Genomic DNA, 19,530 nt, shown 5'->3' on the forward strand with positions numbered 1-19,530 from the left:
AAGGAGGTCTCTCAATGGCTTTTTCATTGCGTGCGCAATTTAAAACGTACGCTCCCAAAAGTATTACCTATTTGAAATCCTACTCGCTGACTGCGCTGCAACGGGATTTGGGTGCGGGTGTCACGGTTGGCATCGTTGCGCTACCGTTGGCCATGGCTTTTGCCATCGCGTCCGGGGCCAGTCCGCAAACTGGTCTGTTCACCGCTATTGTTGCCGGTTTTGTTATTTCAGCCTTTGGTGGTACCCGTTTTCAAATCGGTGGACCGACCGGCGCATTCGTCGTTATCATATCCGGCGTTATTGCCCGAAATGGTTTTGAAGGCCTGATGCTCGCCACTATTTTGGCCGGACTGTTGCTTGTGGTCATGGGATTGCTTCGGCTTGGAAGATTGCTGCAGTATATTCCGTATCCGGTCACAGCCGGATTTACCTCTGGCATTGGCCTCTTGATTTTTACATCCCAGTTGAAAGACTTCTTGGGATTGCAGATCAGCGCTATGCCGTCTGCCTTTGCTGAGCAGATAATGGCATGTGCGCATGCCCTACCGACTGCACTGCCTGCAACTTTTGGTATCGGCGCATTGACATTGGCAATCATGTTGATTGTCCGCCGTTACATTCCACGTATCCCGGCTCCTTTTGCCGGAATAGTTGTTGGTTCAATCGCGGCGTGGTCTTTGGGGCTACAGATCGAGACCATCGGAAGCAAGTTCGGTGGCATTCCTTCGACCATGCCTGATTTTGTCCCTCTGACCGGGATAAGTCTTGCAACTATCCGGAACATTCTTCCTGATGCTTTGACCATCGCAGTGCTGGCGGGCATGGAATCACTGTTGAGTGCCACGGTGGCAGACGGCATGAGCGGTGACAGGCATAACTCTTCCACGGAATTAGTCGCACAGGGATTGGCTAATATTGCCTCTCCGTTGTTCGGCGGCTTGCCTGCCACGGGAGCCATTGCCCGTACCGCCACCAATATCCGGGCCGGAGCATTTACGCCCATGGCCGGTATTTTCCATGTTCTAACATTGGTAGTGTTTATTAAATTCATGGCACCAGTTGCGTCGCTCATTCCCCTTTCCAGTCTCGCCGCCGTTTTGATGGTAGTGGCTTGGGATATGAGTGAGCCCCATCGTTTGAAACGCCTTTTTCTGGCGCCCAAGTCCGATTCCATGGTGATGTTGAGCACCTTTTTGCTGACGGTTTTTGTTGGTCTGACTGTGGCGGTGGAGATTGGCGTTGTGCTGGCGGCTGTGCTGTTCATGAAGCGCATGAGTGAACTGGTGGATATTCACAGTCTCGATACAGGTTTACCTGAAGATGCGATCATCAGTCGTCGAACCGGAAACCCCAGAGTGGTTGTGTATGAGATTGCAGGTCCGCTCTTTTTCGGTATGACGCAACGGTTTATCGATATCATGCGATTTACTCGCAAGAAACCGGAAATTCTCGTGCTTTGCATGCGGCTTGTCCCCATCATCGACGCGACGGGACTAGAAGGATTGGAAACGGTTATTCGCAAGGGACAATCTCGTGGTATCCGAGTTATCCTGTCAGGGGTAAACCCGAGAATCATGAAGATTATGATCCGGCTTGGTACGGACAAAGTCGTTGGTAGCGATAATATCTTTCAGGATTTTTCAACTGCCGTTGCCGCAACGTTGCCTTATTTTGAAGAAGAAGCAGAAGCGGATGAAGTTGTGGGTAAGGTCCAGCATTGCGCGTAAACATAGCGCTGTTATAAAGCAGATGAGGGTCGCCTGAGGGCGGCCCTTTTTTTTAGACTTCTACGCCCTGCTTTTTATATTCGTTAAGTTTGTTGCGGAGAGTACGGACCGAGATGCCGAGGAGTTCGGCGGCGCGAGTGCGGTTGCCGGTAGTTTCTTCAAGGCTTTTGAGAATAAGTCGTTTTTCCATTTCATGGATGGGCATGACTGACAAAGCTTCATCCGGGGTGGACGGTGGCGCGGTTTCGGAAACGGCCTGTTGGTCAGCATCAATGGATGACAGATCGTCAGGTGTCCATTGTTCGTCGCCCATGAGAAAGTGCTTGGTTTGAATGGGACCTTGTCCGGCGAGAAGCACGGCGCGTTCCATGAGGTTCTGGAGTTCGCGCACGTTGCCTGGCCAATCATAGGACATGAGCCATTTTTTGGCGTCCTCTGCAAAGGCGAGTCGATCAAGGCCATAAGTAGCCGTAAATTTGTTGGTAAAATATTCCGCTAACAGAATGACATCATCGCCCCGTTCTTTGAGAGAGGGTAGGGCCAACGGGATGACGTTCAGGCGATAGAACAGGTCCTGACGGAACTTGCCTTCTTTGACTGTGGTTTCGATGTCGCGGTTGGTGGTCGCGAGTACGCGTACATCAATGTTGACTGTTTCCACGCCACCCACGCGATCAAATTCCGATTCTTGCAATACGCGTAACAGTTTGGCTTGGAGGCCGAGGTCCATTTCCGTGATTTCATCAAGCAGAATGGTGCCGCCGTCAGCCAGTTCAAACTTGCCAAGTTTGCGATTGATGGCTCCGGTGAACGCACCTTTTTCATGGCCGAAGAGTTCGGATTCAAGGAGATGCTCAGGCAGGGCCGCGCAGTTGATCGCCACGAATGGTTTGTCCGTGCGGGTCGAATTGTGATGCAAATACCGCGCGAACATTTCTTTACCTGTGCCGGATTCACCGGAGATGAGCACGGTGGCCTTGGAACCTGCCACCTGTCGGGCAAGGGCAAGAACACGTAAAACCGCATTGTGGCGGCCTATGATTTGAAATTTGCTGGGTGTGGACGGTGCGGCGGCTGCGGATTTGGGTGATACGGTTGGTGCCGGTTCTGGTTCGGGCTCCGGTTCAGGTTCCGGGAGGACCAGCTTGATTTTTTCCCAGACCAACGGTTCGATCCAGTAATCACGTGCACCGAGTTCAAGGTATTCAGTGGCTTGCTCGGCAGAACCGGATGCGGAGAAAATGACCACGGGCGGGAATCCTTCAACGGATTGCGCCTGCGTCAGAAAGCTTTTGGCATCAAAGCCTTGAAGTTCTGGTCGGCAGAAAACGAGGCACGGACTGGACTTTTTGATGAAGCCGAGTGCGCCAGTGAGATTGTCAGCCAACCCGGCCTGCAACCCCGCCTTTTGCAAGGTGGGGAAGATGCCTGTGACGGATTGCGGTTCCGCGATGAAAAGTACTGTTCTAGCCGACATGATCCCTTCTATTAGCCGTAAGTGGGACAGTTTACAAGAGGTTCACTCTTTTCAAGGGTTGAACGGTGTTTTTGGAAACCTGTCAAGTTGATTGTTTATACCTTTTTGACGCTTTTCCTCGATATTCGCTGACATCTTGACGCTTGGTCGAAACCCTGTGTTAGGTTTTCCGCAAAATTCATGAAGTCGTTTTATGTCGAAAATCATTCCCCCAACGAGTGCTCGATCACGAAGCACTGAATTACGAAGAGCCGTTCGTCATTGGTGGACGGCTTCAACTATGGTTTTTCCCCTTTCCTTGCCCTGTTCTGACCCATCTGGTACTTCTCGGTTGCTTAACCGCAAACGAGAAAATAATGATCAGAACATCAATACCTGTCCTTTGCTATCATAACGTCAGTGACATCGACGGCCATACGCCGGAGTTGTTTCGTGAACACCTGGACGCCATTGTCAACGCTGGCTGGCACACCATCTCTTCCCGCGACTTGCTGGCCGTGACGCGGGGACAGATGAGGGCCCCGAAGAAATCCGTGGTCCTGACTTTTGATGACGGTCATCTGTCCAATTGGCTGACCGTGGTTCCTGAACTGGAAAAACGGAACATGACCGGCACATTCTTCGCTTTGAAAGATTTCACTGTGGACGGTCCTGTGCGCACATTTGAAACTGCTCCTGACATGATGACCATGCCGGAGACGTTCAAAGCCGCACACCTCAATGGTGATTTTTCTCAATTCATTAATAAGAGTGAATTTAAGGCCATGCTCGATAAGGGAATGGAAGTATTTTCGCATGGCTGCCGTCATCAGGGCGCATTCCTTGACCTCAAGCCGCTCCAACCCATGGGGCAGAATGCTCACTGGGGGGCATGGTCCATTTATCCCGGTTATAATGAGGACTGGCTGACCTTCAAAGTCGGTAGTGCCTATGTCTACGGCGGTTTTCAGCCCACTTTCAACGGTTCAGGAAAACCCCATTTTGTCCAGAGATCCGTCGCAGATCGTCGGGCTTTCTGTCGCAAGGAATTCCGTAAGAGTATCGAATGGATTCGTGATCTGAATGGCTACGACGAACAACTTTTTTGTTGGCCATGGGGTCAGTTCTGTGATGATGCGCAGGAAGAATTGCACAAGGCTGGATATGTTGGTGCATTCACTTTGGAACGGTGGGTCAATGCCAAGGGCACGAATCCGTTTCGGTTGAATCGTATTGGCGTGGGCAAGAAAAAGACCGGTAAATGGATTCAGTCCCGCTTACGTATGTACGGTTCTGATCCAGCGGCTCGGGTGTTTTTCAAGTTGCACACCAAGCGGCCTGAGGTGCAGAGCGTATTGTATGCCACGGATTCTGCAAAGTTGTCTGGCGGCAGTCGTCAGATGATCAACAATATCAAAGCGATGTCCGACATGGGTGTCAAGACTTATGCCGTAATCACCAGCGATACGCCCATCAACGCCGCGCTCGAAGGGCTGGACGTGGAAGTTTTCCATTTCGATGAATTCAAGAAGTACAAGAAATCCGGTCAATTCCTGAAAAAGCTGGTGCGGAATAATGCTATTGATGTGGTGCATACTTTCCACAATCGGGCGTACAAAATGGGCGTGCTGGCACGACTCATGGGTGCCAAGTGCAAGTTGTTCATCAATAGAGGTGTTATTTCCAAGCCCAACTCGATATTTTTTCTGTGGACCGCATTGGCTGACGGTGTGATAGCCAATTCACGGCAATGTGCAGAAGTCATGCACAAGTATCATGTGCTGAAAAAACGGCTAAACGTAGTTTACAATGCTTATGTGGGACCAGATTTTGGCGATCCCAAGCCACGCAAGAAGCGTGGAATCCGTTTTATTTACATCGGTAACACCGTGGACATCAAAGGGTATGACGTGTTTCTTGATGCGGCATCCGCTCTTTGTGAAAATGGTGATTGTCGGGATATGGAGTTTGTGGCCGTGGGTGTTCCCGAAGATCGGCGGGAATGGTTTGCAGACCACATGACCCCGGCTGTCAGAGAGCGTCTTCATTTGCCCGGTGTCATTCCTCATGAACAGGTGCTTGAGGAGCTGGCTTTTTCAGATGTGCAGGTCATGACCTCGCGTAAAGAGAGCCTGCCCAATGCTTTGCTTGAAGGGTTTGACCTTGGCGTTCCGGCCATTTGTACCCGTGTGGGCGGGGTGCCGGAGATTGTCCGTGATGGCGTCAATGGGTTTTTATGCGAGAGCGAAGACGTTGCGTGTCTGGCTGAAAAAATGCGGTATATGGCTGACAATCCTGCGGCGCGCTTTTCCATGGGGTGTGGCGGACGGGCTTTGGTCCGTACCATGTTGACCCCTGAAGCCAAGGGGCGGAATCTCATGCGTGTGTATATGGGAGAAACCCTGTGCGAGCCATTGGACATGGACAGCCTGCCCAAGGCGCAGAGCGAGGAGCAGATTTATGGCAAGAGCGATCACTGATGGATTGATCGAATTCTGGCAGTCGTTGCCCGAAGACCTTAAGGCTAAATTGCGCCTTGGGTTTACCGGGAAAAAACATTTGCTGGATATTGCCGGATGGTGTCTGCGTTCTGGTAATCCGGCTGTGATGCCCATTGCCGTCGATGCTCTTGAAACTGTTGTTCGCGAAAATCCACTCGACGGACGTATGGCTGCCGAGTTGCTTGCGTTGAATCCGATTAAAGATATTTTGTCATCGGAAGTCGTGGAAAAGCTGACTGTGGTGGCAAATTATTATCAGGCACCTGGCCCCTCTGATCCTTTTATGAAGCTTCGAGCGAGCCGAGATTTTTTGGTACTCAAAGACTTTATTCGTACTCAAGTCACGAAGGAGCCGAATAATTTATATTGGCGAGAACAGGCGTTGACTATTGGTGTGTTTAATTTCGACACCGATTTCTGTGTCGAAATATTATCAAACGACATTGAGTCAAGTGCTGAAAGTGTGATTAGTATCGCATTATCTCGAGTCAGAGCGTTGTCGTCTCCTGAAAAAACGATCGATACAGGTCAGCTTTTGAATGATTTGGCTACTGCACCATGGAATATGGGATTGGCTCTGCGTGGGTATGACGTGCTGGCCGGAGTGGCTGAAATGAGGACGGCTCTGCCGGGTTCTGTCGCCCTGTTGTTGTATTCATGGAACAAGGCGGATGAGTTGGATGCAACTTTGGCGTCGCTTCTCGATTCTGATTTGACTGGTGCATCGCTTTTCGTGCTGGATAATGGATCGACTGATCGGACAGCCGAGGTCCTTGCCGGATGGGAGTCCCGGTTTGTGGCCGAGCTTGGTGCTGATCGATTTACGGTAATATCGTTGCCGGTGAATGTGGGAGCTGCATCGGCGCGGAACTGGTTGCTGCATATGGATGTGGTGCAGGAACATGAATTTGTTTGTTATCTCGACGACGATGTAGAGTTATCCAAGGATTGGTTGTCTTGGCTTGGAGCAGCGGTAAAGGTGTACCCGGAGGCAGGTGTTTGGGGATGCAAGGTCGTGGATCATGCCAATGGGTTGCTAATCCAGAGTGCGGACAGTCATTTGCTGGCCGAGCCGGATACTATTGTGGATTTTTCAAGGCTGGCGCCGAATCCGTTCAAACTTTCCGATCTGCATATTCAGACGGTGGATTCTGGCGATTTTGATTTTATGCGGCCCTGTGCGTCTGTGACCGGCTGCTGTCATCTTTTCCGAACCGAAACTCTACTTGAGTCCGGTGATTTTGCGATTCAGCTTTCTCCGTCGCAGTATGACGACATGGAGCATGATATTCGTTTGTGTGAGGCTGGATTATTTCCGGTTTATCAAGGGCATCTGGCTGTGCGGCATAAGAAGCGTACGGGTGTTGCGTCTCATACCTCAATGCAGGAAGAAGGGAATGCTTTGGGGAATAAATATAAGATGCAAACCATGCACGGGGTTGAGGAGGTGTGTGCTGCCGCACGGGCTGAACAGGCTGTTTTGGAAGTTGATATTTTGGTGAAATTGAAATTCCTTGAAGAGTATATGAAATAAGGAAGGGCCGCTTTGGAAGCGGCCTTTTTGTTAGGAAGATGTGCCTTCGGCGAGAGTCATTGTTGGGCGCTGAAGCACCCAAGGCTTTCCATGCCCTGCGCGGGCGGCGGATCTTTTTGGCTGAACCGCCCCAAAAAGAACCAAAAAACTCGGCTCACTAGTTTGGCCGCCCCCATGATCTGCGGCAAGAATCTGATCCAATCGAGTCGGCTCCACCCGATTAAAAGTATAATCCCTTCCTCTTCCTTTATCCCCCAGTCTAAGACAAATTATCTGACTCCTTTATAAGAGCCGCCTCCTTCGATTGGTTAGCTTCTAAGCAGCCAATCAAAGGCTGGGTTCCGTCTTCGTCTGGTTTGGGAGGGAAAGAAATCGTCTTCGGAGGGAGAGCGGTGTTGGGGTGCTGGAGCACCCCAAGGCCCTCTGTGGATAACGAAGAGCCTTAAATCAGAAATGGACACCTACACCGAGAAATCCCTTACAACGACGAACAATTGATAACGGGCCTTAGAGCCTGTCTCGCGTGGCGAATCGTAGCCCGACCGAGTCTGCTGTCACAGACAATCCTGTCGGGCAGTGGAGCCGCGTACAGGCTCTTAGGACCGCTATCAGGCTCACACCGAAAAGGCGTTTTTTGCCTCCTTTTTTTCGCCTCAAAAAAAGCAGGTCGCCGTAAAGGCGAAACCTTTTTAATAAAGACCGTTTGTACCTTCACTGCGAAGCACGCAACGCCCACCAAAAAAAGTACCCCTTTTTCCCTTTATCTTCATTGCGGTCGCCCGCAACGCCTACCAAGAAAGTACACACTCAAAAAAAGGAACCTTACACTATCGAAGAAGAAGCCTCTGCGCAGCAGAAAAGCACCGTCGGCGGACTAACCCCGAGACGATGAGCGTCCCCAACGAAGTTGACGCAACCAACATCAGCATGACCACGATTTGATAACGAATGGCTATGAGTGGATCAGTCCCGGATAAAATCTGACCGGTCATCATTCCCGGCAGAGACACGAGCCCTACGGCCATAAGCGAATTGATGGACGGGATCATTCCCGCCTTGATCGCATTGCGCAGGATGTCCTGCGAGGCTTCGCGATAATCCGCGCCAAGTGCGAGTTTCATTTCCACCTCTTCCCGTCGAGTTTTGAGGTCTGAGAAGAGTCGATCCAGACAAATGGAAATTGCGGTCATGGAATTCCCGACAATCATACCTGCCAGCGGGATGAAATATTGTGGAGTCCACCATGGCTTGGCTCCGACAATCACGCCGGTAACGAGCATGGTGACGAGTGAATAGGTAACGATCATGGAGAGAAATGTCGGGATGACAAAGGGGATGGCTTTTTCAGACACACGGCCACGTATGATATGCACAGCCGCAGTGACCATGCCTGTAAATATGAGCAGTACGAGCCAGCTTATATTTGCACTGAAAACGAATTTGAGGACGTAGCCCATGAGAAAAAGTTGAGCAAATGTTCGGATGGTGCCGATGAAGAGATCTCGCCCAAGGCCGAGATTATATTTGAAGGACGTGACGCCTGCCAACAGCACGAATCCGAGACAGAGGGAGAGTTGAAGCGGACCTATTTCAATGATGGATTGGGTCATTGCGCCACCAGCCCTTTGTCGAGAATAGAGACGATTTGATTGACGCCTTCCGGTGTTTTTTCAGAGTGGGAAATCATGATGACCGTGATTCCCTGACGACTGAGTTCCATTGTTTTTTTGAGCACGACTTCTGCGCTTTCCGGGTCGAGTGAAGCGGTGGGTTCATCCAACAAAATAACTTCCGGGTGGAGTAACAGGCTGCGAATAAGGCATATCCGTTGTGATTGGCCTACGGACAACCTGTTCGCTTCGCTGTCCAGTGTTATCCCTGTGAGTAGAAATGAATCCAAGTACCCTGTGAGTTCCAGATCAGCAGGAGGAGTGACGTTTTTATTGGAATGGAAGGAGAAGGGGAGCAACAGGTTGTCACGCACGGTTCCGGGAAGCAGGGTGGGCATTTGTTGAACATATGCCACGCACCGGCGCAGGGATGCCGGAGCAATGTCCGTGATGTCACATTCCTTATATTGAATGCTGCCGGCCTGAATTTCTTCCAACCGGCAGAGCAGGCGGAGCAGCGTGGACTTTCCTGAACCGGATGGCCCTCGTACGAGATAATACGCCCCTTGCTCGAAAGTCAGATTGGCATCGTGCAAAATGGCTGGGCCATTCGGGTATGAAAAGGATACGGATTCAAGAGTTAAACACATGCGTTATTCTTCTTTATTGATATATGCCAAAAATTTGTTGGCTTCTTCGAAAGAAGGATTCAGTTCAAGCGCCTTGGCCAGGTTCGCTTTGCATTCGTCCTTTTCGCCTTGTTCAAAATAGGCACGGGCGATATTGTAGTAGAGGTTCTCGTCGTTTTCAGTGATTTCAAGAGCGCGGGTATAATACTCAACGGCCTGATCAAGTAGCTTGGATTTGCGTAGGTTGATGCCGAACTCGTTGAATAAATGCTTGTGTTCGGGCGTAAATGCTGCGTCTAGACAGACCACTCGTTCGAAGATATCTCCCGCTTTTTCCGTTTCACCTCGTTCCATATATGTCAGGCCGAGACCAAAGTTGGCGCGTACGTTTTGCTCGTCGAAGTTCAGTGTGGCTTCATACTCAAATTGAGCTGAGTAGAGTGCCCCCTGTTCGCGTTGATTTTCGGCGCGTTTCAAGGTGGAGTCCATCTCCTGCATTCTTGGATAAACTTCTGCCTGATAGTATTCCAATTCCGGGTCGAATTTTTCCAGAAAATCGGGCAATGGGAAACCTTCCTTAGGCCCGGAGGGGATGTTGTTATTATTGAGAGGTTGGACCATGACTACTCGTCCATTCTCATCTTGATCAGCTTCTTCGGCAAACCAGTAAGACTTCTGGATAGCCTTGCGGGAAGTGGTGCCGGTGCCGACTCTGTTGACTGATTGAGAAGAGAAGACTCCAAAGATTTTTTCGAGTTCCACATCTTCGGGAATAGTGACGGTCTCCATGGGTTCATCCGGGGTGACCTTGTTTTTATCTTGGTTCACGACATGTCCTCGATTGGTTTCAATTTATCGTGTGTGAATAAAAAAATACACGGCAGAGCCATGAATGGCAACTGGCAGAGGTGTCGATTGAACGACAAAATAACACGTTTACAGGATGCGTGCATCCGATCTGTTGCCGTGTGTGGTGATGCAAAAGTTTGAGCCTTTTATTGATGCGGAGAACAGACGTTTCCGACGAACATTCGTTTGATAGAATATGAGAAAAAAAGATGTATCCATTGTAAAAAAATGAGCATCCTCTCCCTGACCCTCCAAGGTGACAATCCGGTTTGTTTCGGGTAAACGCAAAGACGGCGAATTACCGTCTTCTGGATCGAATGATTGCAGAAGATTTTATATAATGTAGATAATTGTTGATGTTTCAAGGAGACTCCACTGATGGACAATGTCGGCAAAAGGATTCAGTCCTACCGAGAAAAACAGAATCTGACCATTGAGGATTTAGCCAATCGAACCACTTTGAGCGAAGAGTTCATTCGCGCCGTTGAAGACGAGGACATGTATCCTTCCTTGCAGCCGCTCGTGAAATTGGCACGCGCATTAGGGGTGCGGCTTGGTACCTTTATGGATGACCATGTGTCCCGTGATCCGTTGATCACGCGTCTTGATGAGCGCACAGAAGAATTGGTCATGCATCCTGCCGGAAAGGAACCGGGGTTGAAGTTTCATTCCCTTGGCAAGGGCAAGACCGATCGCCATATGGAACCTTTTTTTATCGAGTTGATGCCCGAATCCGCTAAGGACGAGCACCTTTCCTCTCATGAAGGTGAAGAATTTATCATAGTTCACTCCGGTAAGGTTCGCATCAAATACGGCCAGGAAGAGACCATTCTTGAAAAAGGAGATTCCTCCTATTTCAACTCCGTGGTACCGCACAATGTGGCGTGTGCCGGTGATGAAATGGCCGAAATCTATGCTGTCCTCTACTTCCCAGAATAGGGGGGCGTCATGACAGCACTTCGCGAAATAACCCTTGGACAACTTTTGGACGAGGCCGTTGAAAAGTGGCCTGATCAGGACGCCGTGGTCTACGTGGATCGCGACTTTCATTTGACCTATGAGGAATTCGGCGATTTGGTGGATACCATCGCCAAAGGTCTTATGGGACTGGGTGTGCAAAAGGGTGAAAAGGTGGCTATCTGGGCGAATAATGTCCCTTATTGGGTCGCCTTGCAGTTCGCCACAGCCAAGATCGGGGCCATTCTGCTTACGGTCAACACTCATTATCGTTCACACGAACTTAAATATTTGCTTGAGCATTCCGAGGCCGAAAATCTGTTCATCATTGGCGAATATCGGGGGCATGATTATCTCGCCTCGGTGTACGAGCAGGTGCCGGAACTCAAGGTGCAGGAACGTGGTCAGCTTCATACCAACACGTTTCCTCATCTTAAGCGTGTATTTTACCTTGGTCACGAAAAGCATCGTGGCATGTATTCCATTCCTGAATTGCAGGCCATGTCCGCTATGGTCTCCGATCAGGATTACAAGGCCCGTCAAGCGGGGATTGATGCGCATGATGTTGTCAATATGCAATACACCTCCGGGACCACGGGGTTCCCCAAGGGCGTGCAGCTTTCTCATTACAACATTGCCAACAACGGGTACTGGATCGGCAAGAACCAGAACTTTCAGCCAGGTGACCGGCTTGCTTTGACTGTGCCATTGTTCCATTGCTTCGGCTGTGTGCTTGGCGTACTCGCCTGCGTCAACCATGGTGTGGCCATGATTATTCTTGAGGACTTTGTACCCACGGATGTCATGCTCGCCATTGATCAGGAAAAATGTACTGCGGTGTATGGCGTGCCAACGATGTTTATAGCCATGCTTGATCATGCCATGTTTGATCGTTTCGATTATTCCTCCCTGCGTACTGGCATTATGGCTGGTTCGCCATGTCCGGTGGAAGTCATGAAGCGGGTTATGGACAAGATGAACATGAAAGAGATCACCATCTGTTATGGCCTCACCGAGGCCAGTCCGGTGATGAGTCAGACCACCATCGGTGATACCATCGAGCACATGACCGAGACCGTTGGTCCGGCTATGCCCGAAGTGGAGATTCGCATTACTGATCCCGAAACGGGTGAAAAATGTGCCTCCGGTGTTCAAGGTGAGGTTTGTTGTCGTGGTTATAATGTAATGACGGGCTACTACAATAACGAGAAAGCCACGATTGCCGCTATTGATACCGATGGCTGGCTGCATTCCGGTGATCTCGGTGTTATGGATGATGACGGTTATTTGTCCATTACAGGTCGTCTCAAGGATATGATCATTCGTGGCGGAGAGAATATCTATCCGCGCGAAATCGAGGAGTTTCTCTACACTATGGAGGGCGTTCTCGATGTACAGGTAGCTGGTGTGCCTAGCGAAAAGTTTGGCGAACAGGTCGGTGCTTTTGTTATTCTCAAGGAAGGCGTTGAACTGGAACCTGAAGATGTCATCGACTATTGCCGTGGCAAGATCGCTCGTTACAAGATTCCGAAATACGTCACGTTTATGACTGAATATCCCATGACTGCATCCGGGAAAATTCAGAAATATAAATTGCGTGACCACGCAGCCACCCTGTGGCCGGACGCGTAGAATAAAGATGAAGACTGGGGGAAACCTTTTGAAAGAGGTTTCCCCCAAACCCTCATCTAGAACTTTCAGACGTGCCGTCAGAGAGCTTAATGGGGGATATAAAGACACGTTGGCGGCGTGTTGGTGGCAAGCAAAGGGGAAAATGTTGCTTGTCAGGAAGAATCCTCCACCCCGCAGGGGTGGCGATAAAAAGTTTTGGAGGATTCTCAAGGAACCTTTTTTAAAAGGTTCCTTGAGCCGCCGGAGGCACTTCTTACAGGAGGTATATATGGAACAGTACAAGGAAATTGCGCCCCGTTTGGTGGGATTGCGAGAAGGAATCGGCTGGACCGTTGCTGAGATGGCAGACCTTTTGGGCCTGCCGGAAGACAAAGTTGCCGGGTATGAATCCGGGACAGTCGAGATTCCGGTTGGGTACATGTTGGATGTTTCCCGGCTGTGTCGGGTCGATCTGACCACGCTCATTTCCGGGCGAGAACCCCACCTGAAATCGTATTCCGTTGTCCGTAAAGACGAAGGGTACGCTGTGGATCGTCGCAAGGATTATGACTACAAGTCTTTGGGGTACAAGTTCGCCGGACGCGAAATGGAGCCGTTTTTGATCACGGTACCACCGAAACCCGAAGAAGAAATGGTCGAGACTGCACACCGTGGACAGGAATTTATGTACGTCCTTGAAGGTCGTCTTGAAGTCCGTCTTGGTGGTGAATCTATTGTTGTTGAGCCGGGTGACTCTTTGTATTTCAGTTCCGAAACGCCTCATGCTCTGCGTGGTATGGATGGCAAAGAAGTAAAATTCCTTGATGTGATTCTGTAGGGTTGGCCGATTTTTTGGTCCGCCCGGAACAAGGTATGTCATTTTTTATGTGCAAAAAAAACGCAAAATTGATTCAGAATCACGGAGTTATTTATCATGTTTACTAAGGAAGAATACGCCGATTACGCAGACTTGTGCGCCAGATATAAACCGGAATGCCCTGAGAATTTCAACTTTTCTTATGATGTTCTGGATGCAATGGAGCCGGGAAAAACCGCGCTTATTCATGTTGACGACGATGGTGTTCGTCGCGAATACGATTTCAAATTTTTTCAGGAAACGTCGAGTAAACTCGCCAATGCCCTTGTGAAAGAGGGCGTCAAGAAAGGTGATCGGGTTATGCTCGTCCTGTATCGCCGTTTGGAATACTGGACGGTTATGCTTGCATTGCATCGCATCGGCGCATTGCCAATTCCGTCCCCGTCCCTGCTGACAAAGAAGGATATCTCTCAGCGTGTAAATTACGCTAAGATTTCCGCTATCATCTGTGAAGATTCCATTTGTGCACGTGTGGATGAAGCCAAGGGTGATTGCCCGGGACTCAATCATTTCGTACAGATTGACGGCGAAACCAATGACGGTTGGCATGACTATGAAGAACTTATGGCAACTGGTGATGTGAGTTTTCCGCGTACGGCTGATTCTCCAGGCGGCGATGATCCCATGGTCATTTTCTTTTCTTCCGGTACCACGGGCCTGCCAAAGATGGTGCTGCACAATTTCTCCTATCCGGCGAGTCATTTTACGACAGCTGCAATGTGGCACGATCTTGAAGAGGGCGATATCCATCTGACTCTGTCCGAGACCGGTTGGGCCAAGTCCGTGTGGGGCAAGTTCTATGGCCAGTGGATGGCCGGTGCCGTCGTTTTTGTCTGGGATTTTCGAGGCAAGTTCGAGCCTGCTCATCTCTTGCAGATCATGGAAGAAAACAAGATCACGACCTTTTGCGCACCGCCGACCGTGTACCGATTCCTTGTGCGCGAGGATTTGTCCAAGTACGCATTGTCACTTCGTCACTGCACTACTGCTGGCGAGCTGTTGAATGAGTCGGTATTCCATGCCTGGGAAAAGGCTTTCAACATGCCTCTTTATGAAGGATATGGTCAGACTGAAACCACACTTCAGGTGGCGACTTTCAAGTGCATGACGCCCAAACCTGGTTCCATTGGTCGGCCTGTGCCTGGGTGGGACATTGCGCTTATGGATGATGAGGGTAAGAAAGTCCCTCAGGGCGAAGAAGGCGAAATTTGTATCCGTATTGACAAGCCGGTGCTCGGGTTGTTCGATTCCTATATGGATGAGCCGGAAAAGACCGCGTCCGTCAAGTTTGATGGCTGGTATCATACCGGAGACAAAGCTTGGGCGGATGAAGATGGATACCTCTGGTTCATGGGCCGTACTGATGACCTTATCAAGAGCTCCGGCTATCGTATCGGACCCTTTGAGGTCGAGTCTGCTTTGGTGGCACATGATTCCGTTATCGAAGCTGCCGTCACCGGCTTGCCTGATGAGGTGCGTGGGCAACTGGTGAAGGCAACGGTGGTTCTTGCACCCGGTTACGAGCCGTCCGAAGAGCTGACCAAGGCCCTTCAGACCTATGTCCGAGAATTGACCGCCCCGTACAAATATCCCCGCGTTATCGAGTATGTGGATGATCTGCCCAAGACCATTTCCGGCAAGATCAAACGTAAAGAGATTCGGGAAGCTGATTTGAAGAAATATAACAGTTAAGAATTCTGACGATTAAAAACGAAAAAGCCGACCATGTGGTCGGCTTTTTCGTTTTTAATAACAAGGTAAAGACTATTGCGGATTCTTTGGATCGGCTTCGCCTTCTCCATTCGCTTCTGCCGTAGCAACTCCATCTTCTGTCAACAGCGTGGCATATGCATCCTTGAAAATGAGTTTTGTTGCGAGTTCATCGGCTTTTTCTCCCAGCTCCATGAGGTGTTCAAGGAAGTCGAGAATAAGCAGTCGGCGTTCTTCTTCACCGTTTTCGAATTCGAATTTGCAGTCGCCGGATTCGAAATACTTGGCCACGCGTTCCAGATAATCGATGTCGAGCATACGTAAATCTCCGTTAGTCGTGATGGTAGGGCATGTTTTTATGAATGGTTCCGACGCGGTATAATTGTTCAAGCAGGAGTAAACGTGCCAGCTCATGTGGCAGTGTCATATCACTGAGCCGGATGGAATGACGGGCCGCTTTTTTGACGTCTTCGGACAATCCAAAGGGGCCGCCGATGACGAACACAGGTCGTTGGTTAGGCGCATCTGTCCATTTTTGAACCCGCTTGGCGAGTTCTCGCGAGGTCAATCGGTCGCCGTATTCATCAAGAATGATGAGGACGTCTCCCTTTTTGACCTTGGAAAGAATACCTTCTCCTTCCTTTTTGTTCTTGTCCTGAACCGGAAGTTTGCCGGGGGCGTCTTTGATTATAGACTCTTCCAGCTTGAAAAAACGCGATAGTTTTTTCAAGTAATGGGCGCATCCATCCTTGGAAAATGGTTCTTTGAGTTTCCCAACCCAGATGAATCCGATCTTGCTCATGACACGCTCATTAGTTGTGCGGAGACGGTTGAGCCTTCAAATTCGATGCGAATATAGCCGCCGCCAGCCAGCATGCCAGGATTAATAACCGGAGTTTTGCCGATCATGTCTACAGCTTTTGATTCGTGGATGTGGCCGGTGATGACCAGTGCCGGTTGGACGCGCTCGATGAATTTGCGGACGCTGGGGCTACCAACATGCTGTCCGTTACCGAGTTGATCAACCTTGGTGTCGTGTGGCGGCTCGTGGATAATTGCGATGAGCTGGTCGAATTCGTCTACCTGCGTATGGGTTTCATCCAGCCATTTGGCAATGGTTTCTTCCGGGACTTCGCTGGGTGTACCAAACGGTGTCGGCGTGGACATTCCCACACCCAAGAGGGCGAGGCCGGGAGTCAGCTCTCGGACTTTCAGATGGATGTCCATGTCCTGTTCTATCAGGTAGGTCTGCACAGTGTCTGTGTCCATATTCCCCGGTTGGGCCAGAATACGGGGATTGATCGCGGCCACAGTCTTGATCACGTTATTGACCGCTTCACGGCTCCCCCGGTTGGTAATGTCGCCGGAGATGATGACACCTTCCGCGCCGGAGAGGTCGGGAATGGCCTCAATAAGGCCTGTGGATTCGTGTATATCGCCAAATGCTATCCAATACATGATCGTGTTCTCCTGAAAAAAACTGGCATGACCCTATATCTGAGTCATGCCGTTCGTCAACGGACCGTGGAGGGAGGACATAAAAGAGCGGGTGGCCCCATTATGAAGTGGGGCCACCTGTGAAGCGTATCTTATTCGTTTTTGTCACCCGGCACGGCGAGTTTGGCGAGTTCTGCCAATCGGTCGTCAACCATGCGGTACAGTGTGCCTGTCGGATATTTGCCTTTTCTGTCGGGCTTGCCACAACGCATACCTGTGAGGATGAACATGGCTTCTTCAATGGTTTTGACCGGGAAAATGTGAAACATCCCGGCTTCAACGGCCTGAACGATTTCGTCTTTGAGCATCAGGTTGACCACGTTGTCAGCAGGCAGGATGACGCCTTGTTTGCCGGTCAGCTTGCGACGACGGCAGACTTCGAAGAAACCTTCGATCTTGCGGTTGACGCCGCCCACGGCCATGACTGCACCGCTCTGGGATACTGCGCCAGTGAAGGCGTAGGACAAATTGATCGGTGCGCCGGACAGGGCTGAAAGCAGGGAAGCCAGTTCCGCGCCTGAAGCTGAGTCACCTTCGATGCCTGCGTAGGACTGCTCGAAACAGAGTGACCCGGTCATGACGATGGGTTTGTCCTGTGCAAACAGTCGGACCAGATAGGACTTGATAATCATCATACCCTTGGTGTGAATGGGGCCACCCATCTGGGCTTCGCGTTCCAAGTCGAGAATGCCACCGTGACCAACGCCTGCGGTGCAGGAAATTTGGTGCGGTAGACCAAATTCGTAGTCGCCGAAGAGCGTCACGGACAATCCATTGGCGCGACCTGCGGCTTGTCCATCGGTGGCGACTTTGATGACCTGACGATCATAGTCGGTCATGAATTCTTCTTCATACAGATTGACCCGATAGTCCTTGGCGGTAACCGCCTCGTTTAGAGCTTCGAGATCTATGGTGTCTTTACCGGCCATGCGTGCGAAAGCTGATGCTTCGATCATGCGTTCACGTACTAGCGGGATGTAGAGGGATAACCGTTTCTGGTCTTCCACCAGTCTGGATGAGAAATCAACCAACCCGGCAATGGCCTCTCTTGTCAGCGGGAGGACTTTTGTTTCGCGTGCGGTCTGGCCGATAATCGAGATATAGTTCTTGATGTTGGCCGCGTTACGTGTGGCTGCGTGCTGCAAATGTGCTTTGAGCTTAAAGTATTTGGCAAAGCGGTCATCGTTGTAGAGCAAAACTTCATAGTGTTCGTCCGAACCGATAAGCACGATCTTGAGATCAAGATTAATGGGTTCTGGCTGGATGGTCCGAGCACGTACTTGTTCCTGATCAACAGGGTCTTCAATGCGTGATTGGCCTGATCTGAGGGCGCGGAGCAATCCTTCCCAAGAGACGTGGTTGGAGAGCAGATCCTCCATGTTCAGGAGCAGGAAGCCGCCGTTGGCCTGGTGCAGTGTTCCGGCCTTGATGAGGGTAAAGTCTGTGTAGAGTGCGCCCATTTCGGCTTCGCGTTCGATGGAGCCGAGTAGATTGAAAGCGGTGGGGTGGTCTTCCACCACGACGGGAGCGCCTTTGGTTTTGCCGTTGTCCACGAACAGGTTGACCTCGAACCGTGTGAAGAAGTCTTCACCGGACGGCATTCCTTCGGGGAGTAGGCCGGCCAGAGATGTGTCGCGGGGCATGAACTGGTCCACGTTTTCCACGACCTCGTTGACCAGTGCCTCAAAGTATTCCGGCAATCCCTTGATGGATTTGAACTTGTCTGAAACTTGTGTGAAACAATCATGCATGACAGCCTTGGCTGTTTCTCGGTGCAGATCGTTTTCGGACTCGCGCATATCCATTTCGTTCTGGTTGATCTGGCGTAGAATGGAGCTGACTCCGGCAAGGAGTTCTTCGCCCTTGACCTTGAGCTTTTTGCGTTGGGCTGGTTTGATTTTGTCGAAGTCCTTGTCCGATATGACTTCACCGTCCACGATGGGAGAGAGGGTGAGAACTCCCTCGTCATCGAGATTAAGGGAGAAATTCTCCTTTTCGGCGGTGGCATCCATCTTGTTGAACAGTTCTTCACGTTTGGCGTTGAACTTTTTGACTATCCGTTCATGTTTTTTCTGGAAAGTATCCTTTTCGAATCGAGCCGGGATTTCCTGACGGATATGGGTCATGGCCTTGTGTTGAGCCACTTTGAGCTTTCGGCCCTTGCCTGCAGGCATGGACACGGAAATAGGCCTGTCGTTGTCCTCGAAATTGTAGAGGTACACCCAGTCGCATGGCGGTGTGGCCTTTGCAGCTGTGGGCTTCAAAAAGGATTTGACGAAATATGTCCGGCCCATATTCGGCTCACCGGAAACGTAGAGATTATGTTCGTTGCCTTTGATCTCAAGGGCCAGTGACAGAGCTTGTATGGCCCTGGGCTGGAGTTTGGGATAGACATTCCTGTCCGGGATGTCTGCACTGGTTTCATAGGGGATCTTGGTCGGGTCCAGCGTGGCCCGGAGCTTGGAGCCGGGGAGCCCTTTGAGGGCGGGAGTAGTCTTGTTCATTAAATGCTCATGCTGTATTATTCGTGCGCGGCATTGGCACTTTATGAATCTAAGGTGTTTTTCCCCGG

At 50.5% G+C, this 19,530-nt stretch carries 15 protein-coding genes; 7 read left to right on the forward strand and 8 right to left on the reverse strand.

Going from position 1 to position 19,530, the window contains the following annotated elements; genetic code table 11:
* The first annotated feature begins 14 nt into the window (after nucleotides 1-14).
* Entirely contained in the window at nucleotides 15-1,727 is a 1,713-nt protein-coding gene (locus SYK_RS13790) for a SulP family inorganic anion transporter (RefSeq protein WP_281760855.1), read from the forward strand.
* 52 nt (nucleotides 1,728-1,779) lie between these two features.
* Here the strand turns inward: SYK_RS13790 and SYK_RS13795 are convergent, their stop codons facing one another.
* Nucleotides 1,780-3,204 carry a sigma-54 dependent transcriptional regulator gene (locus SYK_RS13795; RefSeq protein ID WP_281760856.1) on the reverse strand — a complete coding sequence of 475 codons (1,425 nt, stop codon included), beginning with the start codon at nucleotides 3,202-3,204 and terminating at the stop codon, nucleotides 1,780-1,782.
* Between the two features lie 356 nt (nucleotides 3,205-3,560).
* On the opposite strand from SYK_RS13795, the gene SYK_RS13800 reads away from it, so the two are divergent.
* Both SYK_RS13800 and SYK_RS13805 read left to right on the forward strand, forming a co-directional pair.
* Nucleotides 3,561-5,663 (forward strand): glycosyltransferase, encoded by a 2,103-nt coding sequence (locus tag SYK_RS13800; protein ID WP_281760857.1) that lies wholly within the window; start codon nucleotides 3,561-3,563, stop codon nucleotides 5,661-5,663.
* Entirely contained in the window at nucleotides 5,644-7,218 is a 1,575-nt protein-coding gene (locus tag SYK_RS13805; RefSeq protein WP_281760858.1) for a glycosyltransferase, read from the forward strand. Before SYK_RS13800 ends, SYK_RS13805 begins: the two co-directional genes overlap by 20 nt.
* Nucleotides 7,219-8,045: 827 nt before the next feature.
* On the opposite strand, the gene SYK_RS13810 is transcribed toward SYK_RS13805, so the two are convergent.
* Genes SYK_RS13810 through SYK_RS13820 form a run of 3 tightly spaced genes read right to left on the reverse strand, consistent with a single transcriptional unit; the run spans nucleotide 8,046 to nucleotide 10,285 of the window.
* Nucleotides 8,046-8,828 carry an ABC transporter permease gene (locus SYK_RS13810; RefSeq protein WP_281760859.1) on the reverse strand — a complete coding sequence of 261 codons (783 nt, stop codon included), beginning with the start codon at nucleotides 8,826-8,828 and terminating at the stop codon, nucleotides 8,046-8,048.
* Entirely contained in the window at nucleotides 8,825-9,478 is a 654-nt protein-coding gene (locus SYK_RS13815) for an ABC transporter ATP-binding protein (protein WP_281760860.1), read from the reverse strand. The genes SYK_RS13810 and SYK_RS13815 overlap by 4 nt, the downstream gene beginning before the upstream one ends.
* A 3-nt stretch (nucleotides 9,479-9,481) precedes the next feature.
* Complete coding sequence (locus tag SYK_RS13820) at nucleotides 9,482-10,285, reverse strand: tetratricopeptide repeat protein (RefSeq protein WP_353618235.1); 804 nt, start codon at nucleotides 10,283-10,285, stop codon at nucleotides 9,482-9,484.
* Nucleotides 10,286-10,684: 399 nt separating this feature from the next.
* Here SYK_RS13820 and SYK_RS13825 point away from each other — a divergent pair, with 399 nt between their 5' ends.
* The 4 genes from SYK_RS13825 (at nucleotide 10,685) to SYK_RS13840 (ending at nucleotide 15,443) form a co-directional block, all read left to right on the forward strand.
* The gene (locus tag SYK_RS13825) at nucleotides 10,685-11,245 is read left to right on the forward strand and encodes a helix-turn-helix domain-containing protein (protein ID WP_281760861.1); all 561 of its coding nucleotides are present in this window, start codon (nucleotides 10,685-10,687) and stop codon (nucleotides 11,243-11,245) included.
* A gap of 9 nt (nucleotides 11,246-11,254) precedes the next feature.
* Nucleotides 11,255-12,895: an AMP-binding protein gene (locus SYK_RS13830; RefSeq protein WP_281760862.1), complete on the forward strand. Its 1,641-nt coding sequence runs from the start codon at nucleotides 11,255-11,257 to the stop codon at nucleotides 12,893-12,895.
* 268 nt (nucleotides 12,896-13,163) lie between these two features.
* Nucleotides 13,164-13,712 (forward strand): helix-turn-helix domain-containing protein, encoded by a 549-nt coding sequence (locus SYK_RS13835; RefSeq protein WP_281760863.1) that lies wholly within the window; start codon nucleotides 13,164-13,166, stop codon nucleotides 13,710-13,712.
* Between the two features lie 96 nt (nucleotides 13,713-13,808).
* Entirely contained in the window at nucleotides 13,809-15,443 is a 1,635-nt protein-coding gene (locus SYK_RS13840) for an AMP-binding protein (RefSeq protein ID WP_281760864.1), read from the forward strand.
* Nucleotides 15,444-15,515: 72 nt separating this feature from the next.
* Here the strand turns inward: SYK_RS13840 and SYK_RS13845 are convergent, their stop codons facing one another.
* From SYK_RS13845 to SYK_RS13860, 4 genes are all read right to left on the reverse strand, one after another.
* Entirely contained in the window at nucleotides 15,516-15,779 is a 264-nt protein-coding gene (locus tag SYK_RS13845; protein ID WP_281760865.1) for a hypothetical protein, read from the reverse strand.
* A gap of 13 nt (nucleotides 15,780-15,792) precedes the next feature.
* Nucleotides 15,793-16,263, reverse strand: coding sequence for a 23S rRNA (pseudouridine(1915)-N(3))-methyltransferase RlmH (locus tag SYK_RS13850; RefSeq protein WP_281760866.1), 471 nt, complete (start codon nucleotides 16,261-16,263; stop codon nucleotides 15,793-15,795).
* A complete protein-coding gene (locus SYK_RS13855; RefSeq protein WP_281760867.1) occupies nucleotides 16,260-16,919 on the reverse strand; it encodes a metallophosphoesterase family protein in 660 nt (219 codons plus the stop codon). Before SYK_RS13855 ends, SYK_RS13850 begins: the two co-directional genes overlap by 4 nt.
* 131 nt (nucleotides 16,920-17,050) lie before the next feature.
* Entirely contained in the window at nucleotides 17,051-19,462 is a 2,412-nt protein-coding gene (locus tag SYK_RS13860; protein ID WP_281760868.1) for a Lon protease family protein, read from the reverse strand.
* Between the last annotated feature and the right edge of the window lie 68 nt (nucleotides 19,463-19,530).

The organism is Pseudodesulfovibrio nedwellii (assembly GCF_027923765.1).
Lineage (GTDB): Bacteria > Desulfobacterota > Desulfovibrionia > Desulfovibrionales > Desulfovibrionaceae > Pseudodesulfovibrio > Pseudodesulfovibrio nedwellii.

What these genes read in the sequence shown, in the direction of transcription:
- SYK_RS13800 (WP_281760857.1), top strand. Translation starts at nt 3,561, where the DNA reads ATGATCAGAACATCAATACCTGTCCTTTGCTATCATAACGTCAGTGAC.
- SYK_RS13830 (WP_281760862.1), top strand. Translation starts at nt 11,255, where the DNA reads ATGACAGCACTTCGCGAAATAACCCTTGGACAACTTTTGGACGAGGCC.
- SYK_RS13855 (WP_281760867.1), bottom strand. Translation starts at nt 16,919, where the DNA reads ATGTATTGGATAGCATTTGGCGATATACACGAATCCACAGGCCTTATT.
- SYK_RS13805 (WP_281760858.1), top strand. Translation starts at nt 5,644, where the DNA reads ATGGCAAGAGCGATCACTGATGGATTGATCGAATTCTGGCAGTCGTTG.
- SYK_RS13795 (WP_281760856.1), bottom strand. Translation starts at nt 3,204, where the DNA reads ATGTCGGCTAGAACAGTACTTTTCATCGCGGAACCGCAATCCGTCACA.
- SYK_RS13850 (WP_281760866.1), bottom strand. Translation starts at nt 16,263, where the DNA reads ATGAGCAAGATCGGATTCATCTGGGTTGGGAAACTCAAAGAACCATTT.
- SYK_RS13810 (WP_281760859.1), bottom strand. Translation starts at nt 8,828, where the DNA reads ATGACCCAATCCATCATTGAAATAGGTCCGCTTCAACTCTCCCTCTGT.
- SYK_RS13840 (WP_281760864.1), top strand. Translation starts at nt 13,809, where the DNA reads ATGTTTACTAAGGAAGAATACGCCGATTACGCAGACTTGTGCGCCAGA.
- SYK_RS13845 (WP_281760865.1), bottom strand. Translation starts at nt 15,779, where the DNA reads ATGCTCGACATCGATTATCTGGAACGCGTGGCCAAGTATTTCGAATCC.
- SYK_RS13835 (WP_281760863.1), top strand. Translation starts at nt 13,164, where the DNA reads ATGGAACAGTACAAGGAAATTGCGCCCCGTTTGGTGGGATTGCGAGAA.
- SYK_RS13815 (WP_281760860.1), bottom strand. Translation starts at nt 9,478, where the DNA reads ATGTGTTTAACTCTTGAATCCGTATCCTTTTCATACCCGAATGGCCCA.
- SYK_RS13860 (WP_281760868.1), bottom strand. Translation starts at nt 19,462, where the DNA reads ATGAACAAGACTACTCCCGCCCTCAAAGGGCTCCCCGGCTCCAAGCTC.
- SYK_RS13790 (WP_281760855.1), top strand. Translation starts at nt 15, where the DNA reads ATGGCTTTTTCATTGCGTGCGCAATTTAAAACGTACGCTCCCAAAAGT.
- SYK_RS13825 (WP_281760861.1), top strand. Translation starts at nt 10,685, where the DNA reads ATGGACAATGTCGGCAAAAGGATTCAGTCCTACCGAGAAAAACAGAAT.